The 15,049-nt window shown below is 35.6% G+C and carries 14 protein-coding genes; all 14 read left to right on the top strand.

Translation table 11 applies throughout. The features are described from left to right. Positions 1-3: 3 nt before the first annotated feature. Positions 4-1,029: a 3-deoxy-7-phosphoheptulonate synthase gene (aroF, locus tag V4D30_RS09340; RefSeq protein ID WP_353684053.1), complete on the top strand. Its 1,026-nt coding sequence runs from the start codon at positions 4-6 to the stop codon at positions 1,027-1,029. Then, positions 1,029-1,880 (top strand): prephenate dehydrogenase, encoded by an 852-nt coding sequence (locus V4D30_RS09335; protein WP_353684052.1) that lies wholly within the window; start codon positions 1,029-1,031, stop codon positions 1,878-1,880. Before aroF ends, V4D30_RS09335 begins: the two co-directional genes overlap by 1 nt. Positions 1,881-1,890: 10 nt before the next feature. Continuing rightward, the gene (locus V4D30_RS09330; RefSeq protein WP_353685170.1) at positions 1,891-5,121 is read left to right on the top strand and encodes a helicase-related protein; all 3,231 of its coding nucleotides are present in this window, start codon (positions 1,891-1,893) and stop codon (positions 5,119-5,121) included. Continuing rightward, positions 5,108-5,401: a nucleotidyltransferase family protein gene (locus V4D30_RS09325; RefSeq protein ID WP_353684051.1), complete on the top strand. Its 294-nt coding sequence runs from the start codon at positions 5,108-5,110 to the stop codon at positions 5,399-5,401. Before V4D30_RS09330 ends, V4D30_RS09325 begins: the two co-directional genes overlap by 14 nt. A gap of 81 nt (positions 5,402-5,482) precedes the next feature. Beyond that, positions 5,483-8,677, top strand: coding sequence for a TaqI-like C-terminal specificity domain-containing protein (locus V4D30_RS09320; RefSeq protein ID WP_353684050.1), 3,195 nt, complete (start codon positions 5,483-5,485; stop codon positions 8,675-8,677). After that, positions 8,674-8,802 (top strand): hypothetical protein, encoded by a 129-nt coding sequence (locus tag V4D30_RS09315; protein WP_353684049.1) that lies wholly within the window; start codon positions 8,674-8,676, stop codon positions 8,800-8,802. The genes V4D30_RS09320 and V4D30_RS09315 overlap by 4 nt, the downstream gene beginning before the upstream one ends. Then, positions 8,799-9,056, top strand: coding sequence for a hypothetical protein (locus V4D30_RS09310; RefSeq protein WP_353684048.1), 258 nt, complete (start codon positions 8,799-8,801; stop codon positions 9,054-9,056). The genes V4D30_RS09315 and V4D30_RS09310 overlap by 4 nt, the downstream gene beginning before the upstream one ends. 4 nt (positions 9,057-9,060) lie before the next feature. Continuing rightward, positions 9,061-9,309: a transposase gene (locus V4D30_RS09305; RefSeq protein WP_353685169.1), complete on the top strand. Its 249-nt coding sequence runs from the start codon at positions 9,061-9,063 to the stop codon at positions 9,307-9,309. 138 nt (positions 9,310-9,447) lie between these two features. Continuing rightward, positions 9,448-10,740, top strand: a complete 1,293-nt coding sequence (gene aroA, locus V4D30_RS09300; RefSeq protein WP_353684047.1) for a 3-phosphoshikimate 1-carboxyvinyltransferase — start codon at positions 9,448-9,450, stop codon at positions 10,738-10,740. After that, the gene (cmk, locus tag V4D30_RS09295; RefSeq protein ID WP_353684046.1) at positions 10,737-11,405 is read left to right on the top strand and encodes a (d)CMP kinase; all 669 of its coding nucleotides are present in this window, start codon (positions 10,737-10,739) and stop codon (positions 11,403-11,405) included. Before aroA ends, cmk begins: the two co-directional genes overlap by 4 nt. A 23-nt stretch (positions 11,406-11,428) precedes the next feature. Next, the gene (gene ispH, locus V4D30_RS09290) at positions 11,429-12,268 is read left to right on the top strand and encodes a 4-hydroxy-3-methylbut-2-enyl diphosphate reductase (protein WP_353684045.1); all 840 of its coding nucleotides are present in this window, start codon (positions 11,429-11,431) and stop codon (positions 12,266-12,268) included. 20 nt (positions 12,269-12,288) lie between these two features. Beyond that, on the top strand, positions 12,289-13,893 hold the full coding sequence (locus tag V4D30_RS09285) for a 30S ribosomal protein S1 (protein WP_353684044.1): 1,605 nt from the start codon (positions 12,289-12,291) through the stop codon (positions 13,891-13,893). Continuing rightward, complete coding sequence (sppA, locus tag V4D30_RS09280; protein ID WP_353684043.1) at positions 13,883-14,740, top strand: signal peptide peptidase SppA; 858 nt, start codon at positions 13,883-13,885, stop codon at positions 14,738-14,740. The genes V4D30_RS09285 and sppA overlap by 11 nt, the downstream gene beginning before the upstream one ends. A gap of 29 nt (positions 14,741-14,769) precedes the next feature. Continuing rightward, positions 14,770-15,048: an HU family DNA-binding protein gene (locus V4D30_RS09275; protein WP_353684042.1), complete on the top strand. Its 279-nt coding sequence runs from the start codon at positions 14,770-14,772 to the stop codon at positions 15,046-15,048. Position 15,049: the final 1 nt, after the last annotated feature.

Genomic DNA, 15,049 nt, shown 5'->3' with positions numbered 1-15,049 from the left:
AGCATGGATATTATTGTATTAAGACCTGATGTAACTGATGAGCAGATTGAAAAGATTGTAAAAAAACTTGAAGCAAAGGGACTTAAGCCCCACATCTCAAGAGGAGCAGAAAGAACAATCATCGGAGTTATTGGAGACACATCAAAGGTAACAGAAGATGAGGAAAATGCTATAAGAGCAATTCCAGGAGTTGAGGATGTTGTAAGAATTCTCAAGCCCTACAAACTGGCAAGCAGAGACTTCAAAAAGACTGATACAGTAATTCAGGTTGATAATACCGTGATAGGAGGCAAAAGAGTTCACATTGCAGCAGGTCCGTGTGCTGTGGAAAACAGGGTTACACTTCTTGATATTGCTGAAAAAGTTAAGGCTTCTGGAGCAACGTTCTTAAGAGGTGGTGCCTTTAAGCCTCGCACATCACCTTACTCCTTTCAGGGGCTTGGTGTTGAAGGACTTAAATATCTCAAAGAGGCAAAGGAAAGAACAGGACTTCCAATTATTAGCGAAATCATGGATCCAAGAGACATTGATGTAATGCTTGATTATGTTGATATTCTTCAAATTGGCACAAGAAACATGCAAAATTTTAAGCTTCTTATGGAAGTTGGTTCAGTGGACAAGCCTGTTTTACTTAAAAGAGGAATGTCTGCCACAATAAAAGAGCTTCTTATGGCAGCAGAGTATATTCTTTCAAGAGGAAATGAAAAGGTCATACTCTGTGAAAGAGGAATCAGAACCTTTGAAACAGCAACGAGAAATACCCTTGACCTGAGCGCTGTTCCACTTCTTAAGTCAGTCAGCCACTTACCTGTTGCAGTGGACCCAAGTCATGGAGTAGGAAAGCGTGAGCTTGTTGGTCCAATGGCAGTTGCAGCTGTTGCTGCAGGTGCTGACATGCTCTTAATTGAGGTTCATACAAATCCTGAAGAAGCTCTATCTGATGGAGAACAATCCTTAACTCCAGAGCAGTTTAAAGAAGTGATGAAAAAAGTCAAAGCTGTGGCAGAGGCTATTGGCAGGGAAGTGTAATGGAGGATGGATTTAAAACTGTATCAATTATTGGAGTTGGGTTAATTGGAGGCTCATTAGCCTTAGCATTAAAAGAAAAAAGCTTAGCTGATAAAATTATTGGATATGGAAGAAACGAGGAAAGGCTTAAAAAAGCTCTTAAGCTTGGCATAATAGATACCTATACAGATTCTCTTAAAGAGGCTTGCGAAGCAGAACTCATTGTTCTTGCAACCCCTCTGGGAGTATTTGAAAAAATTACTTCAGAAATGGTTTCTTATCTTAAAAGAGGAACAGTGATTACTGATGTGGGAAGTGTTAAGGAAGAAGTGGTTAATAAACTTGAAAGATTAATGCCACAAGGCGTTTACTTTGTTGGAACACATCCTATTGCTGGTTCAGACAGAACAGGATTTGAGCATGCAAAAGCTCATCTTTTTGAGGGTTCAAAGGTCGTCATTACTCCCACAGAGAAAACTGACAAATCTGCCTTAGAAAGAATTGCGAAACTATGGACTAAAACAGGAGCCCAGGTTGAGTTCATGACTCCTTCAGAACATGACAGAATTTATGCTCTTGTAAGTCATCTTCCCCACCTGGTATCCTTCTGCCTTGTAAACACTGTGGCGGAGATGGATAAAAATCTTATAAAATACGCTGGCTCTGGATTTAAAGACACAACGAGAATTGCTAAAAGCTCTCCAGAACTCTGGGCTGATATTTTCGCAATGAATGATAAAAATGTCTTACACTGCCTTGAAATTTTTACAAAAAAGCTTGAAGAGGTCAAACAGATGCTTTATAGAAAAGAGCTTGAAAGAGTCAAAAAATTTATAGAGGAAGCAAAAAACTTAAGGCAGGAGCTTGATTGATAATGGGGGAATGAATCTTGACCTGACATTTATACTAAATGAAGATGGTAAGACACTTAAAGATCGCTTTAAACAGCTAATAAAAGACTGCAAATTCTTTGATTGCCTTGTAGCTTACTTTTATGTAAGCGGATTTCATTTAATTTATGAAGCACTGGAAAATACTGAAAAGCTGAGAATTCTTGTGGGAATTGGCATGTCAAAAGAATCCTACGATCTGATAAAGAAGACAGAACAAGAGAGGCTATCCCATTACGAGGCAAAGCAGACAATAGAAAAACTGATTGAAGATGAGATGGCTGAATCAGAAGACAGTGATAATGTTGAATCAGGCGTGCAGAAGTTTATTGAATGGATAAACTCCGGGAAACTTGAGATACGAGCTTATCCCTCTCAAAACCTTCATGCAAAGCTATACATTATGACTTTTAAGGAAGGAGACAGGGATGTAGGAAGGGTCATCACAGGTTCAAGTAATTTTACTCAATCTGGGCTTAACGATAATCTTGAATTTAATGTTGAGCTTAAGAGCCGTGCAGATTATGAATTTGCAAAGGAAAAATTTGAGGAGTTATGGAAAGATGCTGTTGATGTTAGTGAAAAATATGTTGAAACGATAAAAGAGAAGACCTGGCTCAATCAGAACATTACACCCTATGAGCTCTATCTTAAATTTTTGTATGAATATTTTAAGGATGAACTCAGCAGAGTTGATGAGATTTTTGCTAAATATCTACCGGAGGACTTCAAAAAATTAAAATATCAGGAGCAGGCTGTCTTAAATGCAAAGAAGATCCTTGAAGAATATGGAGGGGTTTTCATATCTGATGTGGTGGGTCTTGGGAAAACCTATGTTGCCACTATGCTTGCAGGACAACTTGATGGAAGGACTCTTGTTATTGCACCGCCAGCACTTCTTAATGAAAACAACCCAGGCTCATGGACAAATGTAATCCGCGACTTTCACATTCCCGCCAAATGTTGCTCTATTGGGAAGCTTGATGAAGCGAAGGCATTTGTGGAAAGATATGAAAACACAGAACATCCCGTAAAAAACATAATCATAGATGAAGCGCACCGCTTCAGGACAGAAACAACGATAAGTTATGAAGATATTGCTGAAATCTGTAGAGGAAAAAGAGTGATTTTGGTATCTGCAACGCCATATAATAATTCACCAAGAGACATTATTGCCCAGATTAAACTTTTTCAGAATACAAAAAAGAGTAATATTCCAGGGATTCCAAACCTTGAACTATTCTTTGTAGGACTTGAAGGGAGATTAATAGGAATTGACCGTCAAGAAGACTACGAGGAGTACCTTGAATTAATAAAAAATAATGCAAAAGAAATCCGTGATAAAGTTTTAAAACATCTGATGGTTAGAAGGACAAGAAAAGAGATTGAAAAATATTTTGCAGAGGATTTAAAGATAAACAATGTCAAATTCCCAGAAGTTGAAGATCCCAAGCCATTTTATTATCAATTAAGCGATAAAGAAGATAAAATCTTCATGGAAACTGTGAAAATGATAACTCAAGATTTTAAATATGCTCGTTATATGCCGTTACTCTATTTAAATAAGCCCATCACTCCACTTGAACGGCAATCCCAGCGAAATATGGGTGGATTTATGAAAGTTTTGCTTGTAAAACGCCTTGAAAGCAGTTTTTACGCCTTTAGGAAAAGTATTGATAGATTTATCAGGTCTTACAAAATGTTTATTCAAGAGTATGAAAAGGGAAATGTATATATTAGCAAGAAATATATAAATAAAATCTTTGAACTACTGGAACAGGGTGATGATGAAGAAATTCAGAGGTTGATAGAAGAAGGTAAAGCAGAGAGATATAAAAGCGAGGATTTCAACCCTGATTTTGAAGAAGACTTAAAGAATGATCTTGAAATTTTGAAAAAAATAAAATCCATGTGGGAAGAAATTAAGCGTGACCCGAAGCTTGAAACACTTCTTAAAAATTTGAAATCTCACCATGTTTTGAAAGGAAGCGACAAAATAATCATTTTCACTGAATCAAAAGAGACCGCAGAGTATTTGACCCAAAACATAAATAAAGAGTTTGGCGAAATTGCACTACTTTTTCATGGGGGGTCTTCTGGAAGCATCAGAGATAAAGTCATAGAGAATTTTGATGCAAGGGCAAGAAACAAAAAAGACGATTACAGAATACTTATCTCAACCGAGGTCCTTTCAGAGGGTGTTAACCTTCATCGTTCAAATATCGTTATAAACTATGACATCCCCTGGAATCCAACTCGGCTAATGCAAAGAATTGGGCGAGTAAATCGTGTAGATACAAAATTTGATAAAATATATACCTTTAACTTCTTTCCAACAAGCAGGGCGGATTCTGAAATTGAACTAACAAACATTGCCCGCTCAAAGATAGAGGCTTTTTTGACCTTACTTGGAGGCGATTCAGCAATTCTTACAGAAGGAGAGCCTGTTTCATCTCATGAATTATTTGATAAACTCCTTTCAAAGAAGACCATTACAGGAGATGATGAGGAAGAAGAAAGTGAGCTTAAGTATTTAAAAATCATTGAAGATATTCGTAATAATAATCCAGAGCTTTTTGAAAGAATAAAAAGACTTCCCAAAAAGGCTCGCTCAGCAAAGATATTTTCTGAAGATTTGAAAGATTATGTTTCTCCTGATGCATTGCTCACATTTTTTAGAAAAGGGAAACTTATGAAATTCTTTTTATCAAATAAGGGAAAAACTGTTGAACTTGACTTTTTAAGTGCTGCAAAGATTCTTGAAAGCTCAACTGATGCAAAAAGGGCAAAACTGCCTTTAAAGGAATATTACGAGCTGCTTGATAAAAATAAAACTGCCTTTTTTAATTCAACCATTGAGGGAATAATCGAAACACGAAGGCGAGGTGGAAGAAGTAGTTATGATGAACTCCTGAAAATCTTGAAGGTGACCCAAAAGAATAGCAGTCAATTAACAGAAGAGCAGGAAGAATATCTTAGAAAAGTAATAACCCGACTTGAAGAAGGCTCACTGCCTAAAAAGACAGTCCAGAAGACTCTTAAAGCACTGAATACCCTTGGCAACGAGCTTCAAAATCCAATAAAAGTTATCGGAACACTCCAGCGAGAGATTCCACCTGCTTTTCTTAAAAGCCACTATGCGGAAACCTCTGCTATAACAGAAGGGAAAAGGGAGGTCATTCTATCACTTTATCTTGAGGGCGATGAAGATGAAAAAAATTGAAGAGATAAAAGAAAAATTAAGAGAATTAAAGCCTTTGCTTCAAGAAAAATACAAGGTTAGCGAGATAGGAATTTTTGGCTCTTATATAAAAGAGGAGCAGAGAAAGAGAAGCGACCTTGATATTCTTGTTGATTTTTACGAAGTTCCTGACCTCTGGACTTACATTGAGCTTAAAGATTTTTTATCAAAGAAGTTGAAAGTTAAAGTTGATCTTGTTATGAAATCTGCACTGAAACCATATATAGGGAAGATTATCTTGCAAGAGGTGGTTTATATATGAGAGTTTTGTGGAAAGTCATTAAAGAAAAAATACCGGAATTTTAAGAAGTTATCAAAAAGATGATTGAAGAAATAAACGAAAATGAATAGAGAACAGGCAAAAAAAATTATAGTTGAAACATTTGAAAATCCTTTTAACAAATCTAACTTTGTTAATTTCGTTACCAATCTACTGAAAAGTTATAACAGAACAAAAGCCCTTGAACCAAGGTCTGGCATACAGGGGGTCACTGAAAGATACCTTAATTTTATAAGTTCCTGGGAAAGAGTTGGTAGGTATGAGGACAAAATTGGTAATAAGATTGATATATTGGTTGTGAATTTAAAAAGAGGAACATCCCTTTACAGAGCAAGAACTGCTCAGAGAAATTTTGTTGCTGAATACTTAAGGGGAAGACTCGGGACAACCACTGAAAAAGACGCAGCCCTTGTTGCCTTTGTCTCACCAGATGAAGAGGATTGGCGTTTTTCTCTCGTTAAGATGGATTATCGCTTTGAGGAAACACCAGTTGGCAAAGTAAAAGTCAAAGAAGAATTCACACCTGCAAAGAGATGGTCATTTTTGGTTGGCAAAAATGAAAAAAGCCATACTGCCCAAAGTAGATTTTTACCAATACTTGAAAATGATGAGCTAAAGCCAACCCTTGAAGATTTAGAAAAAGCCTTTGATATAGAGGTTGTAACAAAAGAATTTTTTGAAAAGTATAGAGACCTGTTCATAAGAACAAAATTAGAACTCGATAAAATCGTAAAAAATAGCCAAATTGTTCAGCGGGAGTTCCAAAATAAAAACATCAATACCGTTGACTTTGCAAAAAAACTTCTCGGTCAAATTGTATTTTTATATTTTCTTCAGAAAAAAGGATGGTTTGGAGTTGAAAGAGGAAAACTTTGGGGAACAGGCCCAAAGGATTTCATAAGAAGATTATTTAATAGGGAATTCGGAGATTACAAAAACTTTTATAACGATATACTTGAACCACTCTTTTATGAGGCATTAAGAACTGATAGAACTGCATATGACCATTATTACAACAGATTTAATTGTAAGATTCCATTTTTAAATGGTGGGCTTTTTGACCCAATAAATGATTTTGACTGGGAAAATGTTGATTTGCTTTTACCAAATGAACTTTTTTCAAATAGCAACAGAACAAAAGAAGGCGATATTGGCGATGGAATTTTAGATGTTTTTGATAGATACAACTTCACAGTTAATGAAGAAGAGCCACTTGAAAAAGAGGTTGCCCTTGACCCAGAGCTTCTTGGAAAAATCTATGAGAAATTAAATGCCATCAGACCTGATAATTTTGATGAGTATGTAAAGGTTTTGAAGTCGGGTAAAAAGGGAGAAGAGACAAAGTTTAATAAAGAATACGGTGTTTATTATACACCAAGAGAAATTGTCCATTATATGTGTCAGGAGAGTTTAATAAGTTACTTGTGTAGCACAGACATTCTTGTCTGTACAAAGAAAGACATAGAAGAGTTTGTTAAATATGCTGATTTAATTTTAGAGCACGAAAGAACCGCCATTGAAAAGAAAGAAAAAATTGAGATGGGATATCAGAAAGAAACAAAGTACGAACATAAAATGCCAGAAAGTATCATTCAAAACGCAGAACTCATTGATAAACTTCTTGCTGATATTAAAGTTTGCGACCCTGCTGTTGGGTCAGGAGCATTTCCAATAGGAATGATGCATGAGATTGTGAAATTGAGACAATTATTATCAATCTATCTAAACAGGGAAATTAACACCTATCAACTAAAACGCCACTCAATTGAAAACTCCCTTTATGGCGTTGATATAGACCCCGGAGCAGTTGAAATCTGTAAATTAAGGTTCTGGCTTTCAATGATTGTAGATGAGGAGGACTTTTATCAGATAAAACCTCTTCCAAACCTTGATTATAAGGTTGTTTGTGGGGATTCACTTTTGGGGGTTGAAAAAGATTTATTCAATGCAGATGCATTTGGAAGATTAGAAAAACTTAAGCCATTATATTTCAACGAAACAAACCCATCGAAAAAACAAGAATATAAAAGACAGATTGATGAATTGATTAGAGAAATAACAAAAGGACACACAGAATTTGATTTTGAAGTTTATTTTTCTGAGGTATTTCATCAAAAAGGTGGCTTTGATATTGTAATTGCTAATCCGCCGTATAGTGGAGTTTTAAGGAGTAAAGATAAACTTGTAAATCAATACCGATATTTTGATTCCAGAAAAAACTCAGCATCATTTTTTATTGAAAGAGCCACTCATATTACTAATATTAAAGGAATAGTAGCCTACATAGTTCCGAAAAGCCTTACTTATGTAGAGGGTTGGGAAAATACAAGAAAATTTGTTTTAAATAAGAATCTTCTTATAGATATTGCAGATGTCAGCAAGGCATTTGAGGATGTATTATTAGAACAGGTGATTATTATTTTTAAAAGTGATACTCAACAAAAGAATTATGAGTTCTTTACATTTGAAGGATGGAGTAAAAATATTCTGCGTCTCGGAAAGATATCAATTGCTGATTGCCATAACCTTAATATTATCCCTGTTTATTTGGATGACCAAAAGAAAAATATTCTTTATAAAATGAGAGAGAACTCTCTTCCTTTATCATCAATTTCAAAAACCTTTAGAGGATTGCCATTTCAAAAAAGAGTAGTAGGAAAAGGTGGAATTGAGATATTAAAGGGTAAAAACATCGGTAAATACAGAATATATGGTAAAATTGACTATGTGAAATTGGATAAAACCGAGTTAATAAATAAAAAAATTCAGGAACTGATGAGACCAAAAATAATCTCTCAAAATATAGTAGCTCATGTTATGAATCCATTTGACAGAATAATTATAATGGCGACTTATGACAAAGAAGGCTTCCTAACGCTTGATACAGTAATGAATACATTTTTAACTGACGATAGATTTTCATATGAGTATATTCTGGGAATTTTGAATTCGCGCTTAGCTGAATGGTTTTACTACTGGTTTGTCTATAACAGAGCAATAAGGACAATGCATTTTGATGAATATTATATTGGAAAACTGCCAATGAAGAAAATCACTCCCCAAAACCAGCCCATAGTCAAAGGGATAGAAAACCTCGTCTCCCAAATCCTCTCCCTCACCCAATCCGAGGATTATATGGAGAACCAGCAAAAACAAACTCAGGTCAAAGCCCTTGAAAGAGAGATTGACCAATTGGTTTATAAACTTTATGCTTTAACGGAAGAAGAAATAAAAATAATTGAAGGTAATAAAATATGATACATAAAGCCCTTGATTATATAATTTTTGATGCCCTTGGCTTAACAGATGAAGAGCGAAAAGAGGTCTACTGGGCAGTGACAGAACTTGTTAAAACAAGGTTAGAAAAAGCAAGGAGTGTGTGAAAGGAAGAATTATCATAAACGTAGTGGCGGACCTGCGTGTCCGCCCTGATAAAATGGGTTGTGAAAGGATGAAATATAATCCCGACATTCACCACCGCCGTTCAATTCGTTTAAAAGAATACGTTTATTCCCAACCCGGCGCGTATTTTGTAACGATTTACACAAAAAACCGCCAATGTTTATTTGGGGATGTTGTTGATGGTGAAATGATTTTAAACGATGCTGGGAAAATGATTGAAAAAATGGTATTTTGAATTAATGAATAAATTTCCTGATATCCAATGTGACCAACACATTATAATGCCAAATCACATCCATTTCATAATAATAAATGTACGGGTAGACCTGCGTGTCTGCCCCAATAACATAGGCGAACACACAGGTTCGCCCCTACAGAAAATCATACAATGGTTTAAAACGATGACAACGAATGAATACATACGTAATGTAAAAAATAATGGATGGAAACCATTTGATGGTAAATTGTGGCAACGCAATTATTACTGAAAAAACAGCGGATGCGAAATCTATTAAAAATTGCTCTGCCTGATAAAGCTCTTTACAGGGAAATAATGCTTTCCAACTAAACAATCCGTAGGAGCGAAAAATATTTTACAAAGAATTTTTATGCTATAATAAAACCTTATGGAGAGACTTCTTAGAAAAGCGAAAGCTCTTAAAGGCGAGATAACTCCACCTGCTGATAAATCCATATCTCACAGAGCAGTTATGTTTGCCTGTATGGCAGAGGGTCATTCAAGGATAAAAAACTTTTTATGGGCAAAAGACCCTCTCAGCAGTCTCACTGCGATGAGATCGCTTGGAGCAGAAATTCAGATAACACAGGCAAAAGAGATCATGGTTAATGCAAAGGGTTTACATTCCTTGAAAGAGCCTGAAAATGTCATTGACTGTGGAAATTCTGGAACAACGATAAGACTACTTAGCGGAATACTTGCAGGACAGCCGTTTTTAAGCGTGCTTACAGGTGATGACTCTCTTAGGCAAAGACCGATGAGACGAATTATTGAGCCTTTGAGGCTTATGGGAGCTAACATCATGGGAAGAGCAGAAAACACACTCCCACCTCTTGTGATAAAAGGAGGTCATCTAAAGGCAATAAACTATAGTATGCCCATTGCCTCTGCACAGGTAAAAAGTGCGATTCTGCTTGCAGCTCTTTTTGCAGAAGGTGAGACTTCTGTCACAGAACCCCATAAAAGCAGAGATCACACTGAGAAGATGCTTAAAAGCATGGGGGTAGAGCTTGAAATAAACAATAATACAATAAAAATAACACCACCCGAGCATCCTCTTAAACCTTTTGATATAGTCATACCAAATGATTTCTCATCAGCAGCTTTTTTCATTGCAGGAGCCTGCCTTGTGTCAGGCTCTGAGATAATAATTAAAAATGTCTGCCTGAATGAGACAAGAACTGGTTTTATTGAAGTTTTAAAATCAATGGGTGCAAACATAGAGATATTTAATTTAAAAGAACAGGCTGGAGAGCCTGTGGGAGATATATCAGTAAAAACTGCTAGTGCTCTTAAAGCTGTGAGTGTTCAGGGTGAGATTATTCCAAGACTTATTGATGAATTTCCAGTTTTATGTGTTGTAGCCACACAGGCTGAAGGAACCACAGTAATTAAGGACGCTAAGGATTTAAGAGCAAAGGAATCAGACAGAATAAAAGCAATGACCACAGAGCTCAGTAAAATGGGTGTTTCAATAAAAGAGTTTGAAGATGGAGTTGAGATAAAAGGTCCGTGCAGGCTTAAAGGTGCCCGGGTTTACTCTTATAAGGACCACCGTATAGCAATGGCATTAAGCATAGCAGCACTTATTGCACAAGGTGAAACTGTGATAAAAGACGCAGACTGTGTTGATATATCATTCCCGGAGTTTTATAGTCTTCTTGAGATGCTTCAGAGATGAAAAAGGTAATAGCAATTGATGGACCTTCTGGTGCTGGTAAAAGCACTGTTTCAAGACAGGTAGCTAAAGCATTGGGCTTTCAATATCTTGATACAGGCGCTCTATACAGGGCTGTGGCATACTATTTTTTTAAGAAATTTCAGAACATTGATGATTTTTCACTGTTAACAGAGCATGAAATAGAAAGAGAGCTTTCAAATATAAAGATTTACTATGAAAATGGTAGAGTCTTTTTATCTGATGAAGATGTCTCAGAGTTAATTAGAGACCCCAAAGTTGGTGCTGTTACATCAGAGCTTTCTGCTAAAAAGATTATAAGAGAGTTTTTACTGCCTCTTCAGAGAAGCTTTGCAGAAAAGATGAATCTTGTTGCTGAAGGAAGAGATATGACAACAGTTGTTTTTCCTGATGCGTGGAAAAAGTTTTATCTGGACGCATCCCCAGAAGAAAGAGCCCACAGAAGATTTGAGCAACTCATACAATCAGGTAAAAAAATAACCTTTGATGAAGCATTAAGAGATGTTATTGAAAGAGACAAAAGAGACTCCTCCCGTAAAGATGCTCCCTTAAGAATCAGTAAAGATGCTTTTTATATTGATACATCAAGGCTTACAGCTCAGGAAGTTGTATCAATCATTTTAAAAAAAGTTGCAGAGGATGACTGATATCATGTATTATCAAAAACAGTATGTTAAAAGAGATTGTTCTTGTAGAAGGTGCTGGTTTTTGTTTTGGAGTAAAAAGAGCTATTGACATCGCCTTTGATGTTGCTAGAAAACATAAAGACGGCGTTTTTACCTTAGGACCTATCATTCATAATCCTCGGGTTGTAGAAAAACTTAAAGATTTAGGCGTTTATCCCATAGATGATATCCATGAAAAAAACATAAAAACATTGATAATCAGAGCTCATGGAATCCCGAAGGAAAACTCTGAAGAGATTAAAAAGCTCGGTATTGAGGTTATTGATGCCACATGTCCTTTTGTAAAAAAAGCTCAGAGTCTTGCTGCAAAATTAGCATCTGAAGGTTATCAGGTTCTCATTATCGGTGACAGGGAACATCCTGAAGTTAAAGGAATTTTCAGTTATGCCGGTGAAAAAGCTGCTGTAATAGGCTCTGATGAAACTCCAGCTTTAAATAAAAAAATTGGTATAATTCAACAGACAACTCAGCCAATCTCAAAGGTTAAGGAGATAGTAAACAAAATAGTAAACTCCCAAAATGAATTTGAAGAGATAAGAATTTTCAACACTTTATGTAATTTTACATCCAGAAGGCTTGAGGCAACAGAGAAAGTTGCCCGAGAAGTTGATGTTATGATTGTTGTAGGAGGTAAAAATAGTGCAAATACAACCCAGCTTGCCAATCTTTGTAGAAAGATTGGTGTAAAAACATATCATATAGAAGATGCTCAAGAGATTGACAAAGACTGGGTTAAATCTGCTAAAAAAATTGGTATTACAGCAGGAGCATCAACTCCTCAGTGGATTATTGATGAAGTAATTGATAAAATAAAAAGTTTATAAAAGTAAGGAGGAACTGGACCATGCAGAGTGAGATCAGTGAAAAACAAGAATTGGAAAGTCTCTATGAAGCCTCACTTTCTCATTTAGAAAGAGGAGAGATCGTAAAAGGTAAAATAATAGGAGTAAGAAATGATGGAGTAATAGTGGATGTGGGATATAAATTTGAGGGAATTATCCCACTCAATGAATTTTCAGAAGAAGAGCTGAAGAATGTTAAAGAAGCAGATCAAATAGAGGTTTTTATTGAAAAAATAGATGATGCCCAGGGAGTAATATCTCTGTCAAGAGAAAGGGCATTGAAAATAAAGGGATGGGAAATTCTTATGGATGCTTATGAAAAAGGACAGCCTGTTGAAGTAAAGGTTACTGGAAAAACAAAGGGAGGCGTTTTAACGCTCTTTTATGGTATAAATGGTTTTATACCTGCTTCATTGCTTGAACTGAGAAAACCGAGAAATCTTGATGAATACACAGGAAAAACTTTTAAAGTAAAGATAGAAAAAATTGAGCCGCCCAAAAATCTTTATGGACAGTGGAGAAATCTTAAAACTTCTTTAATTTTTTCAAGAAAAGCTTATCTACAGGAAGAAAGGGAAAAACTTAAAAAGGAAATATCTGAAAAAATAAGAGAAGGACTGAAAATAAAAGGCGTTGTGAAAAATATAACAAACTATGGAGTTTTTGTTGATCTTGGCGGGCTTGATGGTTTTCTTCATATTTCTGACATATCCTGGGGCAAAGTTAAACATCCTTCTCAGTTTTTTGAAACAGGTAAGGAGTATGAATTTATTGTATTGAAAGTTGACTCGGAGACTGAAAGAATAACACTTGGATATAAGCAGAAAAATCCTGATCCATGGGAAAATATTGAAAAAAAATACCTACCAGGCATGAAAGTTAGAGGGAAAGTAACAAAAATTGAGGAGTTTGGTATTTTTGTTGAGCTTGAAGAGGGAGTTGAAGGACTGATTCATTTAAGTGAACTTGACTGGACAACTCCAAAGCATCCAACATATTATGCAGAAGTGGATGAATGGATAAATGTAAAAGTTCTTGATATTGATAAAGAAAAGAGAAAAATCTCTCTAAGCCTTAAACAACTGAAGCCCAAACCATGGGAAGTGGTTGCTAAAAAATACAAAGTGGGCGATAGGATTACAGGAAGAGTAAAAACAATAACAGATTTTGGAGTATTTGTAAGACTGCCAGAAGGAGTTGATGGACTCATTCATATATCTGACATTTCATGGACAAAACATGTTGACCATCCCTCACAATTTTTTAAAAAAGGACAAAAAATTGAGGCTGTTATTTTAAATTTAGAACCTGAAAAGGAAAAACTTTCACTGGGCGTAAAACAGCTTACTGAAGATCCATGGATTAATGAAATTCCAGAGAGGTTTAAAGTTGGAGAAGTTTACAATGCCAAGGTAATTAAACAAACTGAACACGGATTATTTGTTGATATTGAAGGAATTGTTGAAGGATTGGTTTATAACTCTGAGATTGATAAAAGCAAACCTGTGAAAGAAGGAGATGAAATAAAGGTTGTGGTTGTAAAAGTAGACAGAGATAAAAGAAAAATCGGATTAAGCATGAAAAAGACAGGAGAAAATGAAAAATAAACCGCTTAAAATATTATTTATTATCATTGGAATTCTGCTTTTGTTGAGCCTTATTATAACCATTATGGAAAGCGGGCTTTCTCCTGGCAAAGTGGCTATCGTTAATATTAAAGGTGTTATTGTAGACTCTAAGCAAGCAATTGATGAAATAAAACAATACAGAAAGGATCCCTCAATAAAAGCTATTGTAATACGTGTGGATAGCCCTGGTGGTGCTGTTGTTCCATCACAGGAAATGTATGAAGAAATAAAAAGAACAATCTCTGTGAAACCTGTTGTAGTTTCTATGGGTTCTGTAGCTGCCTCAGGAGGCTATTATATTTCCTGCCCTGCTACAAAAATAATTGCTAATCCAGGAACACTTACAGGCTCAATAGGAGTATTGATAGAGATACCCAATATAAAAGGTTTGCTTGACAAAATTGGAGTTAAGGCAGAAGTTATAAAAAGTGGCAGATACAAAGACATTACATCTCCTTTTAAGCCTTTACAGAGTGATGAAAAAGAAGTATTGCAAAGATTGATAGATGATGTTCATGAACAGTTTATCAAAGCTGTGGCTGAAGGAAGGAAAATTCCAGTAGAAAAAGTAAGAAAAATAGCTGATGGAAGAGTATTCACAGGACTGAAAGCTAAAGAGCTCGGACTTGTAGATGAGATAGGTGATCTTGATTATGCAATAAAAGTGGCTGCTCAGCTTGCTAAAATAAAAGGTGAACCAGAGATAGTAACGAAGAAATCAACGCTGTTAATTGAACTTTTAAAAAGTGATACTGAGTCATTGATAAAAAAGATTTTGCCTTATATACAGGTTTATTATTTATATTCACCGGTATTGCAGAATTAAAATTATTTAAACAGACAGGGAGGACAGATATGAAAAAATCAGAGCTAATTGAAAGGGTTTCTCAAAAAATTGATATTTTAACAAAAAAACAAATTGAGACAATAATAGATATGATTTTTGATTGTATGACAGAAACCCTATCAAGGGGTGAAAAGATTGAGATAAGAGGATTTGCCAATTTTAAAGTAAAACAAAGACCTGAAAGAACTGCAAGAAATCCAAAAACAGGTGAGAAGATTAAAGTTCCAGCTCAGAGAGCAATACATTTTAAAATGAGCAAAGCTCTTCGGGAAGCTTTAAATAAGTGAA

This window comes from Thermodesulfovibrio sp. 3907-1M (assembly GCF_040450955.1).
GTDB classification, from domain to species: Bacteria; Nitrospirota; Thermodesulfovibrionia; order Thermodesulfovibrionales; family Thermodesulfovibrionaceae; genus Thermodesulfovibrio; species Thermodesulfovibrio autotrophicus.
This window is presented reverse-complemented; position numbering and strand designations above follow the sequence as displayed.